12 protein-coding genes are annotated in these 24041 nt (G+C 49.1%); 4 read left to right on the top strand and 8 right to left on the bottom strand.

The window, feature by feature from the left end; translation table 11 throughout:
• Nucleotides 1-112: 112 nt before the first annotated feature.
• The gene (locus AB4H76_RS20045; protein ID WP_077491819.1) at nt 113-1525 is read right to left on the bottom strand and encodes a PLP-dependent aminotransferase family protein; all 1413 of its coding nucleotides are present in this window, start codon (nt 1523-1525) and stop codon (nt 113-115) included.
• 176 nt (nt 1526-1701) lie between these two features.
• On the opposite strand from AB4H76_RS20045, the gene AB4H76_RS20040 reads away from it, so the two are divergent.
• The 3 genes from AB4H76_RS20040 (at nt 1702) to AB4H76_RS20030 (ending at nt 12014) form a co-directional block, all read left to right on the top strand.
• Complete coding sequence (locus AB4H76_RS20040; RefSeq protein WP_000394276.1) at nt 1702-1866, top strand: DUF1127 domain-containing protein; 165 nt, start codon at nt 1702-1704, stop codon at nt 1864-1866.
• A gap of 500 nt (nt 1867-2366) precedes the next feature.
• Complete coding sequence (gene yjiT, locus AB4H76_RS20035; RefSeq protein WP_124061968.1) at nt 2367-5657, top strand: protein YjiT; 3291 nt, start codon at nt 2367-2369, stop codon at nt 5655-5657.
• A 12-nt stretch (nt 5658-5669) separates the two neighbouring features.
• Nucleotides 5670-12014: a DEAD/DEAH box helicase gene (locus AB4H76_RS20030; protein WP_085452768.1), complete on the top strand. Its 6345-nt coding sequence runs from the start codon at nt 5670-5672 to the stop codon at nt 12012-12014.
• A gap of 56 nt (nt 12015-12070) precedes the next feature.
• On the opposite strand, the gene mcrC is transcribed toward AB4H76_RS20030, so the two are convergent.
• From mcrC to hsdR, 6 genes are all read right to left on the bottom strand, one after another.
• The gene (mcrC, locus tag AB4H76_RS20025; protein ID WP_077492869.1) at nt 12071-13117 is read right to left on the bottom strand and encodes a 5-methylcytosine-specific restriction endonuclease system specificity protein McrC; all 1047 of its coding nucleotides are present in this window, start codon (nt 13115-13117) and stop codon (nt 12071-12073) included.
• A complete protein-coding gene (gene mcrB, locus AB4H76_RS20020) occupies nt 13117-14496 on the bottom strand; it encodes a 5-methylcytosine-specific restriction endonuclease subunit McrB (protein ID WP_077492870.1) in 1380 nt (459 codons plus the stop codon). Before mcrB ends, mcrC begins: the two co-directional genes overlap by 1 nt.
• A 161-nt stretch (nt 14497-14657) precedes the next feature.
• A complete protein-coding gene (symE, locus tag AB4H76_RS20015) occupies nt 14658-14999 on the bottom strand; it encodes an endoribonuclease SymE (RefSeq protein ID WP_077492871.1) in 342 nt (113 codons plus the stop codon).
• A 226-nt stretch (nt 15000-15225) separates the two neighbouring features.
• Nucleotides 15226-16638 (bottom strand): restriction endonuclease subunit S, encoded by a 1413-nt coding sequence (locus tag AB4H76_RS20010; RefSeq protein ID WP_077492872.1) that lies wholly within the window; start codon nt 16636-16638, stop codon nt 15226-15228.
• Nucleotides 16635-18224: a type I restriction-modification system methyltransferase gene (gene hsdM / locus AB4H76_RS20005; RefSeq protein WP_077492873.1), complete on the bottom strand. Its 1590-nt coding sequence runs from the start codon at nt 18222-18224 to the stop codon at nt 16635-16637. The genes AB4H76_RS20010 and hsdM overlap by 4 nt, the downstream gene beginning before the upstream one ends.
• Before the next feature lie 201 nt (nt 18225-18425).
• Nucleotides 18426-21938, bottom strand: a complete 3513-nt coding sequence (gene hsdR / locus AB4H76_RS20000) for a type I restriction-modification system endonuclease (RefSeq protein WP_077492874.1) — start codon at nt 21936-21938, stop codon at nt 18426-18428.
• Nucleotides 21939-22125: 187 nt separating this feature from the next.
• Here hsdR and mrr point away from each other — a divergent pair, with 187 nt between their 5' ends.
• The gene (mrr, locus tag AB4H76_RS19995; RefSeq protein ID WP_077492875.1) at nt 22126-23040 is read left to right on the top strand and encodes an adenine/cytosine-specific restriction endonuclease Mrr; all 915 of its coding nucleotides are present in this window, start codon (nt 22126-22128) and stop codon (nt 23038-23040) included.
• 44 nt (nt 23041-23084) lie between these two features.
• Here mrr and yjiA read toward each other — a convergent pair whose 3' ends face one another.
• Nucleotides 23085-24041 carry a GTPase gene (gene yjiA / locus AB4H76_RS19990; protein ID WP_077492876.1) on the bottom strand — a complete coding sequence of 319 codons (957 nt, stop codon included), beginning with the start codon at nt 24039-24041 and terminating at the stop codon, nt 23085-23087.

Below are 24041 nucleotides of genomic sequence, written 5' to 3'. Positions count from 1 at the left end.
CGAAGCACACTTTGCCTAAGCCATGCCGGAACGTGGCGATGTCGCTATAAAGATAAAACGAGTCACAGGTTATTCGTGAGAGTAAATCAGGGGCCTCGGCACTAATTCGAATTTATTCCATTGCCCGATACACGGCATCGCCAATTTGCTTTAGTGCTTCGCGATAGGTTTCGCTGAGCGGCAAAGCGCAGTTGATGCGCAGACAATTACGGTATTTGCCGGAAGCTGAGAAAATCGAGCCTGCCGCCACCTGGATTTTCATGCGGCACAGCTGCCGCGCAACGCAAACCATATCGACCTGTTCAGGCAATTCTATCCACAGTAAAAATCCGCCTTTCGGACGCGTAATACAGATTTCGCAGGGAAAATATTCCCGTATCCAGCAGGTATAAAGCGCCAGATTGCGCTGATAGATCTGCCGCATCCGCCGGATATGGCGATGATAGTGACCTTCCAGCACAAACGTTGCCGCCGCCATTTGCGTGGACGGCACATTAAAGCTGCTGATGGCATATTTCATATGCAGCAGTTTATCGTGATAACGCCCCGGTGCGACCCAACCCACGCGCAGGCCTGGAGCAATACTTTTACTGAACGAGCTGCACAACAGCACTCGCCCGTCGATATCCCAGGAATGAATGGTCCGCGGGCGCGGATACTCCGATGCCAGTTCGCCGTAGACATCATCTTCAAAAATCACAATATCATGACGCTGAGCGAGAGAGAGAACGGCCCGTTTGCGCGCGTCCGGCATAATAAATCCCAGCGGATTATTACAGTTTGGCACCAGAATGATGCCTTTAATCGGCCACTGTTCCAGCGCCAGTTCCAGCGCTTCAACGCTGATGCCTGTTTCTGGATCGGTTGGGATTTCAATTACTTTCACGCCCATGCCGCGCAGCATCTGCATTGAATCGTAATAACAGGGGGATTCGACCGCGACAATATCGCCCGGTTTACACACCGCCATTAACGCCATCGACATCGAGTTATGGCAGCCGCTGGTGATGATGATGTCATCGGCGGTGACCACCGAGCCGCTGTCGAGCATCAGGCGGGCAATCTGCTCTCGCAATACCCGCTGACCGGCTAACAAGTCATAACCGAGAACGGTTTGCAGATTATGTTGCACCACCCGGCTTAGCTCACGCCACAGCGGTTTCAGGCTGGGCGTTTCGACATCCGGCGTGCTTTTGCTTAACGGAACAATGGAACTGTCGCTATGCGCCTCCAGCATATCCAGCACCTGATCCCACTGGGTAATTTCCACCGGGCGCTGCACCGGACGCGTCATCGGCGGTACTGGCGGCTGGGCTTTACGTTGTGCGACAAAATAACCCGAACGCGGCTGCGGAGTGATGAGCTTCATCGTCTCCAGTATCTGATACGCCTGCTGCACGGTACTGATGCTGACGCCGTGCTCCTGACTTAAGCTGCGCACCGACGGCAATTTCTCCCCGTGACGATACAGCCCCTGCTCAATCCGCTCGGCAAGTAGAGTCGCCAGATGTTGATAACGCGTCATGCTGTATTCCTTATTTGGACCATACAGAGAGAAAAACCGGTACAGATGAGGCTAAAAAACCGGATGCAGATGCTGTTTTAACCTGTCTGTATGTTAAATAAAACTAATATTTGCATCTGTATTGTGAACTGCCAGAAGGCGGATGATGAAGCCTCTGAAAGATGAGGAGGCAGCAGATGGAATTTCACGAAAACAAAGCCAAAACGCCGTTTATCAGACTTGTGCAACTCTGGCAGGCGGTGAGGCGTTGGCGGCGGCAAATGCAGACCCGACGAGTGTTACAGCAGATGAGTGATGAGCGGTTGAGGGATATTGGGTTACGCAGGGAGGATGTGGAGTGAGGGGGGGGATATAGATTTATATACAATAAAACGTTTTTATGTTTTTAAATTAAGTTATAAAAATTTTCCCGAGACAATTCATCAATAGGTATGGAGTGTACAGGAATATCTTCTTCACTAACCTCTTTAAACTCATGCCGATAGCGGTCAAAAAACGCACAGTGATTACTTGTGTTTTTTGACTGACTTTACAACTCTCATTATTCGCTATTGTGCAGTTTCTCTAATTGTTTTATATCCTGAAAAGTTAAATGTTAGCTACTGAATACTTTTTGATTGTTTGAGATTCATTTTCATTTGAAATTATAAAATCAGGTGATAAATGAGTTGTGATTAATAGATGGTTGATATCATTTTTATCTAAAATTGATTTCTAGTATCGACTTGAAAAAATAATTGTTGCCGCCTGGTTAATTATACGGTATTTTGAAAGGTTTTCTTTTAAATTAGAAATGTTGTGGGGTTTTGTTTTTGTATCTTTTATCTCTAAGGAGCTTGCTTTGGGTCAATCAGAATACATTTCATGGGTAAAATGTACTTCCTGGCTAAGTAACTTTGTGAATCTTAGAGGGTTGAGACAACCGGATGGCCGTCCTCTTTATGAATATCATGCAACCAATGATGAATATACCCAATTAACGCAGCTACTCCGTGCGGTCGGTCAATCACAATCTAATATATGTAATAGGGACTTTGCTGCCTGTTTTGTTCTTTTTTGCTCTGAGTGGTACCGCAGGGATTATGAACGGCAATGCGGATGGACGTGGGATCCTATATATAAAAAAATAGGGATTTCATTCACCGCCACAGAGCTTGGTACTATCGTACCGAAAGGGATGGAAGATTACTGGCTGCGCCCAATTCGATTTTATGAATCTGAACGACGCAATTTTCTCGGAACATTATTCAGTGAAGGTGGTTTACCTTTCCGGTTACTCAAAGAATCAGACAGTCGCTTTCTGGCTGTTTTCTCCAGGATCCTTGGACAATATGAGCAAGCAAAGCAGTCAGGTTTTTCTGCCCTTTCGCTGGCAAGAGCCGTCATAGAAAAATCAGCGCTGCCAACTGTTTTTAGCGAAGATACCTCTGTAGAACTTATCAGTCATATGGCTGATAACCTCAATTCCTTAGTACTTACTCACAACCTAATAAATCACAAAGAACCAGTACAACAGCTTGATAAGGTTCACCCTACCTGGCGAAGCGAGTTTCCAATACCGTTAGATGATGAAACCGGAACGCATTTTTTGAATGGACTGCTATGCGCAGCCTCTGTAGAGGCTAAGCCTCGACTACAAAAAAATAAGAGTACGCGTTGCCAATTCTATTGGTCAGAAAAGCATCCAGATGAGCTTAGGGTGATAGTATCTCTTCCGGACGAAGTTTCCTTTCCTGTAACAAGCGAGCCGTCAACTACGCGCTTTGAACTTGCCATTTGTGAAGATGGTGAGGAAGTCTCTGGCCTTGGGCCAGCCTATGCTTCCCTGGAAAACAGACAGGCAACAGTTCGATTACGTAAAAGCGAAGTGAGATTTGTCAGGCAAAATCCATCGGCAGGTTTGTCGTTAGTGGCTCGTGCTGGAGGGATGATTGTTGGGAGCATTAAACTTGATGACAGTGAAATTGCCATTGGTGAGGTGCCGTTAACCTTCATCGTTGATGCAGATCAATGGCTGTTACAGGGACAGGCTTCTTGCAGTGTGCGAAGCAGCGATGTTCTGATTGTGCTCCCTCGGGATAATAGCAATGTTGCTGGTTTTGATGGCCAATCGAGCGCAGTAAACGTATTAGGACTAAAAGCACTACCTGTGAAGGGATGTCAGGACGTTACAGTTACAGCAAATGAAACTTATCGGATTCGCACCGGAAGAGAACAAATCAGCATCGGAAGGTTTGCTCTAAATGGAAAGCGTGCAAGCTGGGTTTGTCATCCAGATGAAACATTTATTGGTGTACCAAAAGTCATTTCTACACTACCGGATATTCAAAGCATTGATGTAACGCGTTACCTGAGCGGAATTTCAATTGAGCAATGTCATATACAAGAGATGCTGGGGGCTCAATATCTTTCTATCCGTAATAGTAATAATGAAACGCTCTTGCGTCGCAAAATCGGTATCTTGCCTGCTGATTTCAGTATTGAGATAAAAGGTGGAATGCACGCAAATGAAGGCACTATCGTAATCACCACACAGCATCCTTGTGTAGCAAAACTTAAAGATAAAACATTGGAGGCTACACGTAAGCGTACTGAGGGGCGAACAGAGATACAACTTAAAGCGGAAGGGGTACCTCCGGCATTTATTACATTACAAGTTCTGCCTAATTTGGCGGCTGACCCCATCGACATTGAGTTACCTTTTCCCGCTAAAGGCTGTCTCGCTCTTGATGTAAACGGACGTCCTCTGGATAAAAACATTACGCTGCATGATCTGCTGGGTTCCAGAGCGTTTCTGTTCTCCAGAAATGGTGAGCCGACAAAATATACATTGCAGTTGTATTTGCGCTCCGTTAGTGGATTACAGGCATGGCATGAATGGTGTTATACGGCGTTGAGCGATCGTCCTGTTGAATTGAATCTCTATAGTCTGCGCGAACATATTGAGAACCTGATTTCACTTGAGGCAGGTATTGATCAGGTTGTTGAGATGCGTATTACGGGGGCAGGTGTGGTCATGGCCTGGCAAATTCGTCGCTATAAATACAGCCTGCGCTATGATTATGAAAAAGAACTATTACTCAGCCAGTCAGTGAACCATCGTGCTGGGCAGATTCCTTCCCCCGTTATCATGCTGTTAAGTGAACCCGAGAGGAAATCCATTCCCTTAGCATCTAGAATGAGCGAGGGAGTGCCTGTCGGTGAATATGAGTTGAGCTCAATCGTTAACAAAAACGGACCATGGTTGGTTGTTCCTAAACCGGGTGAAGAGATGGCTTTTCGCCCCTGCTTCATTCGTGGCGAATCTTCGTTACCGGTAGAAGAAAGCAACATCCGCTCATTGCAGAAAGCGACCCAGCTTTTTAATCCACAGGCAGAAGTTAATACCATCACACGGGTTCTCGGACAGATGGCTAACGATCCTGCCCATTCCGGCTGGCAATTTATGCGTAGCCTGTACGATCAATTTGGTTATTTACCGCTGGCAACCTTTGAAGTATGGCGTGCACTAGTGCAGCATCCGCAGGCATTGGCGATGTCGCTCTTCAAATTCGAAATGTCAGCAGAGTATCTGAGTCGTATTGAGAATGAGTTCCCTATTCTATGGGAGTTTTTCCCCATCTTTGAGATCAAAGCTGCATCTGAGCGTTTCAAATTGTTCCTGAGCCAAAAAGGTGCACCGGAGGAAACCCAGAAATTACTGGTTACTAATATGTTTCAACGGCTGGGGCTCGTGTTCCCGACATATGCCGATGAAATTGAGAAATGGTTAAGTAATGGATATCTCCCCCCGTCTATTCCTGAGTCTTTTGTCCACGTGTGGTATCAGGAGCTTTTACGTGAGCACAGTGAGGCTCGCTGGCCTGAATATGGCTGCAAGCGTCTGTATAAATGGATGATGTCGCAAAAAAATCCAGTGATTGGTATTAATCCTGACGCAAATCACCGCTATTCCGTGGCCTGGTTACCCGTCTTCGCTGCAGCTGTGGCAAGCGGAAATGCTTCTTTTGAATCTGTATTTGACCGTAAACCCGGTGCCGTATTTTTCCTGAGGCAAGTCAGGGATTTCGATTCCCGCTGGTTTAAGGCCATCTTCCAGTGCAGCCTGTTGCGTTATGTTGCTAAAAAATAAAAAGGAATAAGGATGACTACACGCTATTTTTCGTCACTTATTGAACAATCGTTGTCTCGTTCAACTGAAGCAACGCTCAGTATCATGGGCGTTACAAACCCGCAGTTGCGTGAACATCTCGCGCAGCAAATGGGGGCTGATTGTGGGAAACCGGGCTCATTCCTTGCTTCTCCGGTATTCCAGCAAATGTTTGGCTGGAAGGAGTCAAACCACACGATGCGCAGCCTGACGGAAGGCAACGCATTGTTGAGCAAAGCAGTGGTTGATTCACTGGATGATCAGAGTAATGGCCGGTACCGGTTTGGTGCTGACTGGAAGCCTTTTACGCACCAGTTAGCCAGTTGGAAAGCTTTGCTGGAAAAGAAACATTCGGTGGTGGTAACCAGTGGTACGGGTTCAGGTAAAACGGAATGTTTTATGGTTCCGGTGCTGGAAGATCTTTACCGGGAACTGCATGAAAATGGCAACAATCCGTTGGTCGGTGTCCGAGCCCTTTTTCTCTACCCCCTGAACGCCCTGATCAATTCACAACGTGAGCGTCTGGATGCCTGGACGCGTGGTTTTGGTACCGGGATCCGCTACTGCCTTTACAACGGCAACACCGAAAACCTACACGCTTCGGTAAAAAGTGAACAGGCAAAAAGGCCGAATGAAGTGCTCTCGCGCGAAAAAATGCGTGAAGAACCTGCCCCGATTCTGGTGACCAACGGCACGATGCTGGAATATATGATGGTTCGCCAGGTCGACGCCCCGATTATCCAGCAATCCAAAGCACAAAAATCACTACGCTGGATTGTACTGGATGAAGCGCATACCTATGTCGGGTCGCAGGCCGCTGAACTGGCACTCCAGCTGCGTCGTGTGATGACAGCGTTTGGCGTGACGCCAGATGATGTGCGCTTTGTAGCGACCTCTGCGACCATTGCCGGCAGCGACGCCGAAAAGCAGCTGAAAAAATTTCTCTCTGAATTATCCGGTATCCCGCAGGAGCGCATCGATGTTCTGGACGGAAGTCGGGTGATTCCTGAACTGGAACCATCCAAAAACGTTTCTGCTCCGTTAGACGAAATAGAGCAAATACCTGATCTGGATCTAAAAGATAAAAATGATAATAAAATTAAAGGGATAAGTCCTGAGCGCTTTTATGCACTCACGCATTCCCCGGAAGCGCGTTACATACGTGAGATGTTGGTCAAACATCCCAATCCAATTAAACTGGATGAGATAACAGAGCGGTTAAACGTGCTGACAAAACAACATTACAGCCAGCAGGAAGTATTGCGTTGGATCGACGTCTGTTCAGGTACCCAACCTAATGCAAAGGATCCCGCATTTCTTAAAGTCAGGGCGCATATCTTCCAACGCAATACCCAGGGAATATGGGCTTGTGTTGATAACGATTGCAGATTAAAGCACGGTACACCGCTCGAAAAAGGCTGGCCCTTTGGCTATGTATATGTGAACCAGCGACAAAATTGCGATTGTGGAAGCCCTGTTTACGAAGTGGCGTTCTGTAATGATTGTAATGAGCCTCATCTTCTGGCGCGGGACAAAAAGGGCAAACTTGTCCAGTGGGAAAATAAAGGTGGCGATGAATTCTCTTTGCAGGATGAAGTACCTGTAGAACATGACGCTACAGCGGAAAAAGTTGAAAAAGAGAACAGTTTCCAGCCTCCGTTGATTATTGCCGCAGGCGAGACCAGCGAGACAGGTTATACCCTACAACGACTCGACCGTCAGACGCGCCGTATTGGCGTTATTAATAATGACAGCATTCCGCTGATTATTAATGATATTGAACAGGTTTGTAGCGCCAGCGGCTGTGGCTACAGAGGCATGAGCGGGAAACAACCCTTTCGGCGTGCATTATTAGGTGGGCCATTTTACGTTACTAACATCGTGCCTACCGTTCTTGAGTATTGTCAGGACTTTACCAGTGATGAAGGCAAAGAGGGCGTCGGACCAGATTCGTTGCCAGGGCGAGGACGTCGACTCATTACCTTTACGGACAGTCGACAAGGTACAGCTCGAATGGCGGTGCGTATGCAGCAAGAAGCAGAACGCAGTCTCTTACGCGGAAGCGTAGTCGAAATTCTGAGCTGGCATCAACGGACGCAAACGTTCACGGCGCCGAATGCCAATGTCGATCTGGAAAAATTAGCGGCCAGGGTGAAGCAAGCCCGTGAGCAGGCAGAAGAATATCGAAGCTGGGGAATGCCAGACCAGGCGAAATTGTCACAAGCGCAGGCTGAACAGCTTGAACAGGCTTATCAGTCTGCAATCGGCGGAAAAGCAGCAACCACCCTGGTATCCCGCACCTGGACTGAAATGGTTAACGAGCTTAAAGATAAAGCCGATATCCGTGGCCCGGTTCTGAAATATAACTACTATTTGAAGCCTGAAGTGTTTAATGAAAACGGCGGGCCTCTAAAGCTTTCGGAAATGTTGTTGTTCCGGGAATTCATGCGTCGCCCTAAACGGACGAACAGCCTGGAAACACAAGGGCTGGTTCAGGTTAGTTACCAGGGGCTGGAGAAAATACATAAGAGCCCCTTGCACTGGCAGGAAAAAGGATTAACGCTGGATGACTGGCGCGATTTTCTCAAGGTTACGCTGGATCATTACGTTCGCGAGAGCAACTTCACACAGTTGGATGATGAGCTGAAAAACTGGATCGGTAGCCGTTTTTCATCAAAATTCGTCCGTAACCCGGAATCAAAAGATCCTGAAGATAATCAGAACAGACGCTGGCCTCAAATTCGTAATGGCAACGTATCCCATCGTTTAGCGAAGTTACTGATGCTGGGAGCCGGATTCAAAACCGTCAATACGGCGGCTATTGATATTATCAATACATGGCTGAAAGAAGCATGGGCCCAACTTACCGGACCGCTTGCAGTACTGAAACCCGATGGCAACCGTTTTTATTTACCGAAAGAGCATATGACTTTTTCTTTAATCACGGATGCCTGGATTTGCCCGGTAACCAATAAAATCCTGGATACGGCTTTTAAAGGCTTAACCCCTTATCTGCCTACCCACATTTCGTTCGAGCATCTTACCCAGGCGCAATATGACGCTTTTGTCGCGCAGAAAGTCACCATGCCGGAAATCTGGAAGCTGGATCGTTCACAGGAAGACTACGCAGAGGGTCTGGCAAAAGCACGCGACTGGGTCAGCAATGATCCGCTGATCGCACAATTGCGGTCGGAAAACGTCTGGACAGACATCAACGATCGTGTCGTGGAAGGTGGTTTCTACTATCGCACTGCCGAGCACTCTGCCCAGCAGTCGTCAGAACGCCTGCAAAGCTATGAAAAGATGTTCAAGAACGGGCAACTAAATGTTCTCAACTGTTCCACCACCATGGAAATGGGGGTTGATATCGGGGGCATTACTGCGGTGGTAATGAACAACGTACCGCCACATCCGGCCAACTATTTACAGCGCGCCGGGCGAGCCGGGCGTAGTAAAGAATCGCGCGCGATCTCTTACACCCTATGCAAAGGTAACCCACACGACCAACAGGTTTTTGCCAACCCGCGCTGGCCGTTTGAAACCATGATCCCGGCACCCATGGTCGCGATGAACTCCGCCCGACTGGTGCAACGTCACGTCAATGCATTATTACTGTCTGACTTTTTATGTAACGTTATTGGCGAAACCGATAAAGAGAAAACCAGCCTCGATAGTCTCTGGTTTTTCGGTGAAGATGACGGGCAGTCAAAATGCGAACGCTTTAAAATCTGGCTGGAACGCCCGGTTCTTGATATCGACACGGCGCTGGAACGGCTGGTGAAAGGTACGGCGTTGCATGGCGCAAAAGCCGAACATCTGCGGGATAAAACAATCAACGCGATCACCTTCCTGCAACAGCGGTGGCTCTCCGTTTATCGCGATCTCGTGGCCCAGGAGCGTGATTCGCAGCCGCAAACGCCTTATCGTAAGCGCATAGAGCTGGAGAAGAAACGGCACTGTGGCGAGTATCTGCTGCGCGATCTGGCCGCCAGAACCTTCCTGCCGGGATACGGCTTCCCGACAGATGTAGTGACGTTTGATAACTTCACGATGGAAGATTATATCCGCGAAAAATCGCAAAAAAGTCGTGATAAAAAGGACCGTGAAGATAACGTCTCCCGCTATAAAGGATTACCTTCCCGTAACCTCGGTGTTGCCATTCGTGAATATGCGCCGGGAGCAGAGATCATTCTTGATGGCCGTGTCTTCCGCTCTGCCGGTGTCTCACTGCACTGGCACAACATTAATGCTGATACCAATGAAGCCCAGCGTCTGGATTGTGCCTGGCGCTGTCACAAATGCGGGACCATTGGCTATGAAGAGGGGATGAGCAGTTCCGGGATGCTCTTTTGCTCCAACAGCGCCTGCGGCGAAAAAATAATCATGGATAATCGCCGTCAGGTGCTGCAGCCTGCCGGATTTGTCACCGATGCACATGCACCGGTAACGAACAATATTGAAACCATGAAATTCGTCCCGGTTGTCCCCGCCTGGGTCTTTGTTAAAGCTGAGCCTATGCCACTGCCTAACCCGCTAATGGGTTATATGGCGTCTGGGGCTGATGGGCATGTTTTCCAGCAAAGTCTGGGGGAAGGTGGACACGGTTATGCATTGTGTCTGAGCTGTGGCCGTGCGGAGTCGATGCTGAATGAAAATGATGCACCGAAAAGTATGGAAGCTCACTATCCACCACGTCCGGGTAAAGCGGATCGCGACAGCCAGAATCATCGTCTGATTTGCCCAGGTTCGACGGCACTCATGAAGAACGTCACCCTGGGCGCACTGGCGCGCACCGATGTCTTTGAAATGGTTCTGCGCAAACCACAAAATGGCGAGTATCTGCCAGATAACACAGAGGAGGGGCGGATTGTCGCTATGACTCTGGCGGTGGCTCTGCGTCAGGCGCTGGCGGGCGTTCTGGGTATCTCCGCCGCAGAACTCGGCTATTCTGTACGTCCGGTCAGACTGGAGGATGGGCAATCGGTTTTAGCCGTTCAGCTTTATGATGTGATCAGCGGTGGTGCTGGTTTTGCCTCCAGCGCACCGGTACACATTGAAGCTATATTGCAGGGAATGGTGAAACAGTTAGGCTGCCGCCATTGTGATACTGCATGTAGTGAATGCCTGCTTGATTCCCAGACTCGCCACGATCATGATTTGCTGGATCGCAAAGCGGCGCTGGCCTGGCTTGGAGATGACTTCACGTATTACATCGGTTTACCGGATGAAGAGACATTCTCGCTGCCGGATGCCCGCTATTGCCCTGGCGCTATTGGCGATACGATTCGCCGGGCGATTAACGAAGGCGCTGAAAAGCTCACTCTGTGGATGACTGGTGCGCCCAATGAGTGGGATTTATACGCCCGTCAGTTCCGCGCGGCGGTTCAGAGCTATCGGCTAAAAGACAATGTTGAGGTCGATCTTGTTATACCTGCGGGAGTGGATGACCCGGATCTGTTGCATGAACTATCGCAATTTACTGCGCTGGGTGTGCGGCTGTGCCATGTTGAACAGGATTTGCAATTGCCGATCGTTGCCCTGGTCACCTTTGCCGATCGCGTGATGACGCTGGCTTCTCGCAGCCAGCAGGCAACGATTCCGGGGCCGGAGTGGCACCTGAATGACAAACTGGTGGTGCGTAGTCTCGGTTATAAAACGGTAGCACTGAACGAGTTTATTCTGCCGGCTAAAGCCGCCAACGCTGTCGAGCGGGTCAAAGACATTCAGATCCACAAACAGTTGAATGGACCACTGTCGCAGTTTGGGCAACGCTTCTGGGACGTGCTGTTTAACGACCATGAAGAAGCGCAGTCACTGATGAAAAACACGCGAATTACCGGCGTTCACTATACCGATCGCTATTTGCAAAACCCGGTTGCGCTGGCGTTGTTGGGATCAATTCTGAGACCGCTAAAAACGAAGCTGACCGATGGCGCTGAAGTGGCGCTGGATACGCTGTTTAAAGATAAAGATCGCCCCGGTAATCGGCCTTGCCATGACTGGATGAGCATAGCGGATTTTCAGGATTTCGCTGATCAGTGGTTTGCTGCTGCGCTGGGCAGGCCGGTAGAACTGACGGTGTTTGACTCGCCGCGCGATATCCCTCACCATCGTAAACTGACGGTGACTTTTGAGGATGGTCAGGTATTGAAGATCCGCTTCGATCAGGGGATGGGCTACTGGCGTATCAACTTTGCATCGAAATGGCATTACTTTGACTTCAGTGATGACGTTTCTTTCCAGTTAGTCAAAATGGCTCAGGCCTGTCAGGAAGGGAATGTGGCCAACAGCGAAGAGAGCTGGGCAACGGATGTACTGGTGGAGGTGATCGCCTCCTGATGATGTGCCGCTCCCGACGTCGTGTCAGGAGCGGTATTTTCTATAAAACTTACTGCTTATTTGAGATATTCATCGAAAATGTCGAGTAATTCTTGATGTATACACGGCCATTCCTGACCTAAATTGACGGTACACAAGCCAATATCGAAGCCATTAATTTTATAACGATGTTTCACTGCGGTGTCTACGTGGGGATATATTAATAACCCACCTATGTTTTCGCCATTTTCAGGCTTTAACGACCATAAGTAATTCATCAGTTGATAAAGATTTTGAGAATGAAATTTTTCTGAGCCCATTCGTCGTGAAAAAATGCTCTTATAGTATTTTGCGTCTACGATAAGTATTTTATCTGATGTGCGAATGGTGATATCAGTTTCCATTCTGGGTAACAAATTAAGTGACTGATCCGATATGCTTGATGCATCCCATTTTAAATAAGAGCGGGTTGTGGTTGCAGACGTTAATTCACGGCGGCAAAATTCAAAAAGAAACTTTTGATAAAGTAATGACATCTCTTTTTCATTTCTTTCAAAATCATAGAAACGATAATGCCCTTTGTTTTGACCTGGAATAGAATTATTGACGATGAACTTGCAGACACTGATAACGAATTTATAATAACGCGTGTTTTTTCCGCCGTTCAGATAGCTGAAATGCTGGGGTGTTAAATGGAGAGTGCTAATGCCCGGTAATTTTCTATAAAGTGAACGAGCTTCATCTCTGATGGTTGAATTTAACTTTTCATGCTTAATTAACATGGCTAATGTGCTTTTTATAATTCGGTTAGCCAGCGTGTCTTCATTAAGCAGATCGAAAGTACTGACGGTTTTCCCATGATTAAGATGGAAGCCGCGTATTGTTTTAGCAAATTCTATTCGCCCTTTGATGCCAGGAATGATCTCGGTATTAGGATTGTAATCAAGCTCAAGCCCTCGGCGTGAAAGCTGTAAAATCCCTTTATTTAATACATACCCCAGGATATCAAGAAGATTGTTACCGGGTATGGCTTCAAGGTTGGCCTGCTTAATTTCCTGTAAATAACCCCATGCATAGGTAAGCATGTAATAGATATTACGGACAGGTATTACTGGCTGTTCCACTATGAGTCACCTAATAATCTGTCGGTCCATATCTGTTGTTTATAGGGGTCATCAAAGAAATATTCTTCGAGTAAAGGGGCGATATCCGTCATCACAATTTCCTTAAGCCATTGCGTATCAGGAGATGTGCCATCTTCCAACCCGGAGCAGAAGTAACTATGCCCAATGCGGAATCCTTTCCCAAGGATAGTGGCCTCTTTGCTGATTTCCTGGTTTAACTCGTTCATTGTTTGGCATAAAGACTCAACAAATGAAGGTTCTGCTTTTTTATTCAGTAAAAAATTACGGAACTGTGGTGTATCAAAACCTGGCTCAATATCTATGAAAGAAAAGCGTCTGCGTAGGGCATAATCAACAACGGCCAGAGAGCGATCGGCAGTATTCATTAAACCGATGATATAAACATTCTCCGGGACATAGAATCGTTCTTCATCGTTTTCGGAGTAGGTTAAGGGAACAGACCAGTTTTCACCTCGTTTATCATGTTCCATTAACATCATCACTTCGCCAAATACTTTACTGAGATTGGCACGATTGATTTCATCTATAATAAAAACATACTTTTTCTCTGGCTGCTTTATAGCTTGCTGACAAAAATTGTAAAATATACCGTCTTTACGTCGGAAGCCGACGCCATTTGGACGATAACCTTGTATAAAATCCTCATAGCTATAAGATTGATGGAACTGAACCATATTGACTCGCTGTGGAGCCTTCTCTCCTGTCAGCAGGTAAGCCAGACGGCGTGCAACAAAGGTTTTTCCAACGCCGGGCGGCCCCTGGAGGATAATATTTTTTTTGATGGTTAATCGTTTGAGTATTGTCTCTATCGTGGTTTCAGGGATAAACAAATCATTTAACGCATCTTCCAGACAGTATAATTCAGTTTTTGACATAGGTGGAATAACACTCTTGCCAGAATTAAATATTAATTTATAGTCGTTGATTATGTTGTCCAGCATGGAGGCAAACCGGGTATAATCAAGACCCTGTGAGACTTTTTGGGCACAGGCGTAATAGGACTGTCCATATTTTTTAGGATATACACCTGAAGTTGTCTGGAAATACTCTGCGATTGTTTTAGGTATGTCTGAAGAGAACTGCCATTGGGCATGTGGTTTATTCGTGTCACTTATACCATAAGCCAAAACCAACTCATCAAAATCTTTATAATAGAGAATAACGGGATATATACCGTTAGAGACTTCCTGACCTTCCCCCAGAAATGCAAACCAGGGAATAGATGTAAAATTGCCATAACCGAAACTCACTTTTACTCGCAGGTTACGGTAAGACGATGGATAATCTTTGGTGGATTGTGAACTTTTTTGCTGTGCTTGCTCAATAAATTTTTCAATCCAGGGTTGAATGGATTCCATAAGATATGCCTTCCTCATTGCCAGGCATCTATTATCGCTTTCGCAACGTACTGAAACAATAGATTTTTACTGCAAAAGGCGGTGGGTAAATATTTACTGAGGGGGAAAGTTTCTATTGAGTCAGTGGAAGGCTCCCGGTGGTTAACCGGGAGTAAACGCTGTTACGCGACTTTCTGTTTACCTGCAATCACCCCAATAAACTCCTGCACCTGCTTTTGTTTACGCGCCGACAGCTTGCACACCTTGCGCAGCGACTGCATCAGTTCGCTCTCTTCGGCGGCGGGTGGTTGAGCGGTGAGGACGATGCAGCCGTCCATCACTTTGACGTCAACAGGCGTGCCGGTGGCAAAACCAGCGGCTTCCAGCCACTGACCTTTCAGGGTGAGCGCCGGAATATGCGCGTGATCCGGGTAGCGGCTCGCATAACCGACGGTGACATGACGGTTATTTGCCGGATAGACTTCTGGTTCGAAGGATTCTGAAATAGAATGCGTGTCAGTCATAACTGCTATTCTCCTGGAATAGTGATTGTGATGAGCGGTGCGGGTGTGCGCCAACACACTCGTACCGCGCTAAATACCTGGGTATATCATCAGTAAAAACAGGGAAAGTCCAGCTAAAAATAGAATAAAATGGACAGCTTCTGGAATGAATTAAATATATTTGTGTGATTTATGATTGGCGTAAAATAATAAAAGCGCACCGGAAAGGTGCGCCAGAAAATAATGATCAGGATTTTTTGCGCGAGGCTTTTTTACCCCCGCTGGCTGCGCGTTCAGCTTTGATTTTCTCCAGCAACGCGGCGGCGCTGTTTTCTCCGCTGATTAAATCCGGGTTTTCGGCCCGCCACTGGGCGGTGAGTTCACCACGGAACGCTTTTGCCAGGATGGATTGCGTCAGCTTGTTGACGCGGGCCAGGGCGTTGTTGACCTGTTTCTCTATGGTGTCGGCGTAGGTGAAGAGTTGCTCGACGCGGCGAACGATTTCGTGTTGTTCGGGAAGAGGGGGTAATATTAAAGGCAAGGTTTTTATTCTCGCTAAAGCAAGCTTTCCTTGTGCTCCAGATTTTATTTCTGAATGGATGATATCTTGAAGATGACTGGACCTCAACCAAATGGACAGATATTTATTTAAGGTATTGCTATGAATATTGCAAATTTTTGCAGCATTTTCTGTAAGATTTGCATTATGATAATGTTCAGGAATAATACCAGCATCACCGATGCATGCACCGACAATAGTGATGTAGATATCTCCAGCCGAAACAATATATCGTGATATTAATTTTTGTGTGCTAGGTTGAAGATAAAGTTGATCTTCGGATTGTACCGTTCCGTTTTTTAATTGACCAGCTCTTATATATGGATGGCCAGTATTTTCAGAAGTTAAAGTTTCCCCTTTTGGAAGGCGTTTTCCACCCTTCACATCTGATATATCGCTAATTTGACAAATTCGCCATTCATTTGGAATATTTAATCCTAAATATTTTACCCGTCTGCTAGGCGTACTTTGCATATCTTGGGTTATTGTCCCTGTAACAGCTGCATTCAAAACCGCCTGACGAAAACGTTTCAGGATTTGTGGGATTTGCTCAAGACGTGCTTTGGTGCTGTCTACCTGTGCCAGCAGCGTATCGAGTTTTTCAGCGATGATTTTTTGTTCGGCAAACGGTACAAGAACAAATGGTAATGTTTTCGCAGAACTACCAGAAATTTCTTTAAAAGTTGTTCCTGTGCCCATTTCCTCTGCAATATGTCTGATGTTGCGGAGAAAGTAATATGCATAATCAGGAAAAATGTCTGAAGGAAAAGCAAAACTTTTGAAACCCTGGTTAGTCGCAATCTCATTTGCAGCAATAGCAACATATCCAATCGGTGCCCGGCTACTAAAAAGTATAGTGCCTTTGGGCATTAGTTTTGCTGAACAAGAGGAATAGCCTAGTGTAGTTAAATCTCTGGCACCATGTGAGATATATTTCTCTTTATAACCGCTCAAATCGGCAGGCGTAAGCCAGGCGACTCCCTCACCCGAAGGTGCAAAATTTTCAGCGACTCCCGATTTTGGTGTCCCACCAGAGATGACATCAGCAATGTCGCCTATTTCAATCTGTTCCCACCCCTCCGGCAATTTCCCCGCACTCATTCCTTCACCCCACCAAACGCTTCTTCCAGTAACTGACGTTGCGCATCCGCCTCATCGCTTGCCCCCAGTTCACGCATCAGCGCATCCAGTTCGCCCAGCGCCTGCACCAGTTCGCCCATCGCTTCTGCCGCTAATACATCCGGCTCCGGCAGGCTGTCGGCGTCGATACTGTCTTTATCTTTCAGCCATGAGATATCCAGCGAATCGGATTTTGCGGTGCGGATCCACTCACGGCTGAACTTGCGCCAGCGGCTGGTAGCCAGATGCTGATCGGTGTTTTTGTTCTCTTCGCTGTCGGCAACTTCCGTCTCTTCGGCGTTAAAACTCCATTCACCTTCAGTGCGCGGGCTTAAACCGTGCGGATCTTCACCATACACCCGCTCAAACGGCTGCAAATGCTCGTCGGTAAACGGTGTGCGTTTACCAAAGCTCGGCATATTGGTACGCAGGTCGTACACCCACACGTCGTCGGTACAATTCTTATCCTGATTTGGGTTCGCCACCGTCCCTTTAGTAAAGAACAGCACGTTGGTTTTCACGCCCTGCGCGTAAAAAATACCGGTCGGCAGACGCAGAATGGTGTGCAGATGACACTTATCCATCAGGTCACGACGAATATCGGTGCCTTTGCCGCCTTCAAACAGTACGTTATCCGGCACCACCACCGCCGCACGACCGCCGGGGTGCAGCGTCTCGATAATATGCTGCATAAAGCACAACTGTTTGTTGCTGGTCGGGTGAACAAAGGTGCGGGTAATGTTGGTGCCTGCAGCGCTGCCAAACGGCGGGTTAGTGGCGACAATATGCGCCTTCGGCAGGTTTTCGCCGTCGCTACCCAGGGTGTTGCCCAGACGGATTGCGCCGCCGTGGTCGAGGTTGCCTTCAATATCGTGCAGCAGGCAGTTCATCAGCGCCAGACGACGGGTGCCGGGCACCAGTTCGAGGCCGATAAACGCGCGGTGGATCTGGAAATCCTGCGTATCGCCATCAAGGTCGTCCAGATCATTGGTTTGCGACTTAACGTAGCGGTCGGCTTCAATCAAAAAGCCCGCTGTACCCGCTGCCGGGTCCTGCACCACTTCGCGTGGCTGCGGTTTCAGCAGATGAATAATGGTTTTAATCAGCGGACGCGGGGTGAAGTACTGGCCCGCGCCAGACTTGGTTTCATTCGCGTTCTTCTGCAACAACCCTTCGTACATATCGCCGAAGTCATCGCGCGACTTACCGTGTGTACCGTTGTACCAGTCCAGTGAATCCATATTGCTGACCAGTTCGGTCAACTGTTTTGGCTGGGTAATGGTGGTGTTGACGTTCTGGAACACCGCCTGCACCAGCTTTTGGTTGTCGGCGCCCAGATGTACCAGCAGGTTACGGTAGAACTGCAACTGCTCCTGGCCGATGCGGGATTTCAGGTCATCCCAGCGGTAGCCTTCCGGCAGGTACTCCGCTTCCTGTCCGGTTTCTTTACACATTTTCAAAAACAGCAGCGAGGCGAGTTCATTGACGTAGTTTTGATAGGAAACGCCGCCATCGCGCAGGTTGTCGCACAGCTTCCACAGCTTCGCGACCAGATCGTTATTGTTCATTGTGAGTTCCGTAAATTAAGCAGCGGCCCGCATTGTTTGGGGCCGCAGAAAAAGAAATTGCCGGGGGTAATATACACAAAATCATTCAGGTTGCATCAAGGTGGCAAGCGAGTGAATCCCCGGGAGCGTACAGAAGTACGTGACCGGGGTGAACGAGCGCAGCCAACGCAGAGGCAGCCTGAAGGATGAAGTGTATACGTGTCAGGCCAGCTCGTCCCAGATATAATCGCTGAATTTATCGAGCAGGTTGTCGAGATTATCGTCAAAGGTTCTTTGCAGCATCGCCTTCCCGCCGCGACGGTGGAAGTTGCCGGTTTTGAAGACATCGTCGTCGAGCACCACTTTCTCTTTCAGCGCCTGCGCTAAACGATCGAGCCAGCTTAATTGCTCGCTGCTCCAGTCGTGTTCGCCCTTAATGCGCGTCAGCGCGTGATCGACACGTTCCTCAAATGGTTTCAGCGCATCGCCCACCGCAGCGCGGCGAATATGACCAATCAGCCGGGCGGCGATATCTTCATTGCGCGTCTCTTTCCATGCTTTGCGCAGGGAAGATTCCTCAAAGTGCTGGCGGTCAAACCACTCCTGGAGTTCAACCAGCCCTTTACGGGTGAGATCGCGCGGGCGATTGATCACCGCCTGCAATGCCGGTTGTGCGTTCGGGGAACGTTGCACCAGCGAGTCAAAGGCTTCGAGGAAATCCTGCGGCGTGTCGTAATCACCGTACAACGATTTTACGCTTACCACTTCATCGTCGATATCGAGGAAGATCGGCGCATCATTCAGGTTGTTGATGTCAGTTTTCAGCTTTTCCAGACGGGCGATAAAGCCAGGCAGTTTGTTAAAAACTTCGGCGCTCCAGTGCGGCCCTTTTTCCCGCAGACGCGAGGCGAAGCCGTTAAAGTTCACGCCCGCCGCGTCCTGGCATAGCTCATCCAGACGACGCACCTGTTTGTCTATCGTTTCGCTGCGGTCACGGTTAAACGTGGCCAGGCCGATGATGCGCTGGAGCTTCGCCACCAGTTGTTCATGGCTGTGCTCGGCAAAGCTGCGGCCATCCGCTTCGGTGATTTTATAGGTTTCTGAATCGGTGATTTCGTTGACCAGCGTTTGCAGCTCCACCTTAGGGCGCACCACCACCGGACGCATGGTGTCGACGCTCTCCAGCGTGCTGTAGATATCGACACAGTCGAAAATCTTAAAGCTGGTTTTATTCACGTCCGGGCATAAGCGCGTGGCACGGCCTTTCATCTGCTCGTACAGAATACGGCTGCGTACCTTGCGCAGGAACACGATATTACAGATCGACGGAATATCGACGCCGGTCGTCAGCAGGTCGACGGTGACCACGATATTGGGCAGCCGCTCTTTATTGAAGCGGGTGATCATGGTCTGCACTTTTCGCGCGTCTTTATCGGCATCACCAGTGATCTTGATGATCGCGTCGTGCTCCAGTTGCGGATACTTTTTCCTGAATGCGGTACGCAGCTCTTCCACCACCATATCGGCATGAGCATTGGTGACGCAGAAGACCAGCGTTTTTTGCGATCCGGTCGGGTCAAGATAGTTGGTGAGTTCGTTACAGACGGCGCGGTTAAACGCCGGGATCACCAGGCCACGGTTAAAGTCGGCGACCTCAAAATCCTGATCGTCTTCCAGGGTGTCGTTGATCACTTCCCCCTGTGGGCTGATGCGCTCTACCTGTTCGCCTTTGGAGAGATAAACCCCTTCCTGGGCGTTGCGGGTGGTGATCTGAATCGGCGGATCCTGGTCGATCAGAAAACCGTCGATAACCGCGGTACGGTAGGTATAACGGTAAACCGGCTCGCCGAAAATCTGCACCGTATGCAGCGCCGGGGTGGCGGTGAGGGCGATTTTTACCGCATCGAAGTGATCGAGAATGCGACGGTAGGCAGAAACGTAATCCAGCTGACTGCGGAACTGCAGTTCGCCTTCGGTCTGCTCTTTATCGAGAATATAGCCGCGATGCGCTTCATCGACGACGATACAGTCGTAACGGGCCACCGGCATCGGTTCATCTGATTGCAGGGTGCGTTTCACCAGCGACTGTACGGTGGCAACGTGAATTTTGGTGCTGTCTTCGGGGAATTTATCCGTCAGCCCTTTAATGTCGAAAATGCTGTTGAAGGTGTCGCCGTTAATACGCGTATCTTCAAACGCCCCCAGCGCCTGCTCGCCAAGAGAACGGCGATCCACAAGGAAGAGAATGCGTTTAAAACGCTGGGACTGGATCAGGCGGAACATCATGGCGATTGCCGTACGGGTTTTACCGGTACCGGTCGCCATCGCCAGCAGGATCTCTTGTTGACCGTTGACGATTGCCTTTTCAACCGCGCGGACGGCATCTTCCTGATAATAACGCAGACCCAGCTCGCTCATGCCAGGGTTATCGGCAAACCACTGATTCTGTTTTTGCGGTTCGCTGCCGAGCATTTCCAGCAACTCTTCCGGGCGATGCCACTCGGGTAAGGCTTTCGACATATTGCGGGTATCACGCACGTCGCGATACCAGATGCCGCTTTTAGTTTTCATCGCTGCGCGGTATTCGCGCCCGTTGGTCGAGTAGCAGAAGGGGATTTTAAACCGTTGTTTGCCGCTGGTGTCCTGCCAGCTGATTTCATACTCCGGCACTGCTTCATGCACTTCATCCGGCGAGTAATGCTCAAGCAAGGTTTCCCGCAGGAAGCCATTATCGAAACATTTACTGTAGCGATACGACTCATTGAGCTTGCCGGAAACGTCGATATTTTTACGTTTCGCCTCTACCACCGCGATGGGTTTGAGACCGACAAACAGCACATAATCTGCAAAGCCCTGATTACCCGTTTCATCTTTCCCGGTCGGCCATTCGGCAATGGCTTTATTGACGCCGGGTTCCGGGCGCGCGCCTTTGGAGAAGCGCAGGGTTTTGCTATCGGCCTGCCAGCCTGCTTTACGCAGTTGCGCGTCAATCAGGAAGCGACTCTCTTCTTCGCTAAGGTTGAGTGTGCGCTTGATGGCCTGATCGGTAATTTCTTTGTGGTAAGCCTTACGTTCCTGTTCGGTCTGCTTGGCCAGTTCCGCGTTCTTCTCGGCGAGCTGTGCTTCCAGTGCCGCAAGGCGAGCCTGGGTTTGCGCTTCGGTTTCCTGTTGTTTGCCTTCCAGAATGGCGATATAGCCGTTCAGGGCAACCAGTTTCTGCTGTTGCGCTTCGACTTCTGCCTGACTCTGCGCTTTTTCTCGCACCTGCTGTTCAAGCTGCTGTTTTAGCGTCAGCACTTCCTGGTGATAGAGGTTCTCGCCACGTTCCGGCAACACAAACACCGGCACCGGGAAGTCATAATCTTTGGTGACCAGACGGTAGTACCAGACAGCCAGGCGGAACCCGAGTCGCAGGCACATCTGAGCATCGTCGAGATCGTTGTGATATTCGTGCACCGCCTGGTTACCAATGCGGCGTAATTTGTGAAATACAGAGAGGATGTTGTCATCAACGAAGGCGATTTTGCCGAGTTCGCGCAGGAGATCGTGTTGATTCTCACAAGGGGGGATGTTGAGTAACAGACCAAGATGTTTCGCTGTGGCTTCGCCAAACATACGCATTTTAATCAGCGTCGTGTTGGGATCATCCGGGTAGTTATTTTCCGCCGCACAGGCGATGGCATAAGTGAAGTCGTTGACGCCCTTCAGGAATTCGAAGTTGGATTTATTCATCATTGTTATTAATCCATTGCTGTGTGGGCCTGTCCAAATATTTAAGGCCCATAACCTCTTATCTTAGCTTTCTGTACCTTTCCGGACAATGACCGGAGTCACAGCAACTGACTCATTTCTAACGTGTTCGTCTATTTTGGTAGTGTTATAGTAGCCGAAAAACATCTACCTGATTCTGCAAGGATGTACTATGACGGTTCCAACCTATGACAAATTTATTGAACCTGTTCTGCGTTATCTGGCGACAAAACCGGAAGGTGCAGCCGCGCGTGATGTTCATGAGGCTGCCGCGGATGCATTAGGACTGGATGACAGCCAGCGAGCGAAAGTCATTACCAGCGGACAACTTGTTTATAAAAATCGTGCAGGCTGGGCGCATGACCGTTTAAAACGTGCCGGGTTGTCGCAAAGTTTGTCGCGTGGCAAATGGTGCCTGACTCCTGCGGGTTTTGACTGGGTTGCGTCTCATCCCCAGCCAATGAAGGAGCAGGAGACGAACCATCTGGCCTTCGATTTTGTGAATGTCAAACTTAAGTCACGGCCGGATGCCGTCGATTTAGATCCGAAAGTCGACTCTCCCGATCATGAAGAACTTGCAAAGAGCAGCCCGGACGATCGGTTAGATCAGGCGCTAAAAGAGCTTCGTGATGCGGTGGCTGATGAGGTTCTGGAAAACTTATTGCAGGTTTCTCCTTCACGCTTTGAAGTCATTGTTCTGGATGTTTTGCATCGCCTGGGGTATGGCGGCCACCGCGATGATTTGCAGCGTGTTGGCGGTACTGGAGATGGTGGCATCGATGGTGTGATATCGCTTGATAAACTTGGCCTGGAGAAAGTTTATGTTCAGGCAAAACGTTGGCAGAACACTGTAGGCAGGCCAGAATTACAGGCATTTTACGGCGCACTGGCTGGGCAAAAAGCGAAACGTGGGGTGTTTATTACCACTTCTGGATTTACGTCTCAGGCGCGTGACTTTGCCCAATCCGTCGAGGGAATGGTGCTGGTTGATGGGGAACGCCTGGTGCACTTAATGATCGAAAACGAAGTAGGGGTTTCTTCACGTTTGTTGAAGGTGCCGAAACTGGATATGGACTATTTTGAGTGAAATATCAGGCCGGATGTGGCTGCGCCTTATCCGGCCCATAATCCCTACTTCCTCAACCCAGCAAACGCCGCCCGAATCTCATCCTCCGGCAGCTGAATCCCGATAAACACCATCGTGCTATGCGGTTTTTCATCGCCCCACGGGCGGTCCCAGTCGGCGCTGTAGAGGCGCTGGACGCCCTGGAACAGCAGGCGGTTAGGTTCGCCGTCAATCCACAGCATCCCTTTGTAACGCAGCAGTTTATCCGCCGATTCCAGCAGCAGGTTTTCCATCACCCGGGAAACTTCGCTGATATCTACCGGGTAATCCAGTTCCACCACAATCGACGCAATATCGTTTTGTTTATCCGCGATAAAGTGGAAACGCGGTTTGGTGCTGACGACGTTTTCTTCCAGCATAAAACCGTTGGTGTTGAACAGCAGGCCCAGGTCGATGTCGCCGTGGGTGACGGTGTAGACCGGTGCACGGGCGTTGATGCGTGCCAGACGTTCACGCAGTTTCTCTGCTTCGCCTGCGACGTCGGTTTTAGTCAGCAGAATACGGTCGGCGTAGCCCACTTGTGACTGGGCGATGGTGAACTGGTTCATCTGCTCATCGGCATGTACCGCATCCACCAGCGCAATCACGCCGTCCAGCAGGTAGCGCTGGCATAAAATCTCATGGGAGAAAAAGGTCTGAATAATCGGGCCGGGATCGGCCATGCCGGTGCATTCAATGACCAGACGATCGAACTGAATATTGCCCTTGTCGAGATTATCCAGCAGGTCGAGTAGCGCGTCCTCCAGCTCGTTGGAGCGCGAACAGCAGATGCAGCCGTTGGTCAGCGTTTTGATCTGCGTGGCGCGGTCGCCAATCAGTTGATCATCAACGGAGACTTCGCCGAATTCGTTTTCAATCACGGCAATCTTGTAGCCGTGTTGTTCGTTAAGAATATGGCGCAGCAGGGTAGTTTTGCCCGCGCCTAAAAAACCGGTGAGTAGGGTAACTGCAATCGGGTTCAT

This window comes from Escherichia sp. UTM R2 (genome assembly GCF_048593455.1).
GTDB lineage: Bacteria > Pseudomonadota > Gammaproteobacteria > Enterobacterales > Enterobacteriaceae > Escherichia > Escherichia coli.
This window is presented reverse-complemented; position numbering and strand designations above follow the sequence as displayed.

Excerpts from the sequence above, each read along its gene's own strand:
- AB4H76_RS20045 (WP_077491819.1), bottom strand. The coding sequence starts at position 1,525 with ATGACGCGTTATCAACATCTGGCGACTCTACTTGCCGAGCGGATTGAG.
- AB4H76_RS20040 (WP_000394276.1), top strand. The coding sequence starts at position 1,702 with ATGGAATTTCACGAAAACAAAGCCAAAACGCCGTTTATCAGACTTGTG.
- AB4H76_RS20030 (WP_085452768.1), top strand. The coding sequence starts at position 5,670 with ATGACTACACGCTATTTTTCGTCACTTATTGAACAATCGTTGTCTCGT.
- mcrB (WP_077492870.1), bottom strand. The coding sequence starts at position 14,496 with ATGGAATCCATTCAACCCTGGATTGAAAAATTTATTGAGCAAGCACAG.
- symE (WP_077492871.1), bottom strand. The coding sequence starts at position 14,999 with ATGACTGACACGCATTCTATTTCAGAATCCTTCGAACCAGAAGTCTAT.
- AB4H76_RS20010 (WP_077492872.1), bottom strand. The coding sequence starts at position 16,638 with ATGAGTGCGGGGAAATTGCCGGAGGGGTGGGAACAGATTGAAATAGGC.
- hsdM (WP_077492873.1), bottom strand. The coding sequence starts at position 18,224 with ATGAACAATAACGATCTGGTCGCGAAGCTGTGGAAGCTGTGCGACAAC.
- hsdR (WP_077492874.1), bottom strand. The coding sequence starts at position 21,938 with ATGATGAATAAATCCAACTTCGAATTCCTGAAGGGCGTCAACGACTTC.
- mrr (WP_077492875.1), top strand. The coding sequence starts at position 22,126 with ATGACGGTTCCAACCTATGACAAATTTATTGAACCTGTTCTGCGTTAT.
- yjiA (WP_077492876.1), bottom strand. The coding sequence starts at position 24,041 with ATGAACCCGATTGCAGTTACCCTACTCACCGGTTTTTTAGGCGCGGGC.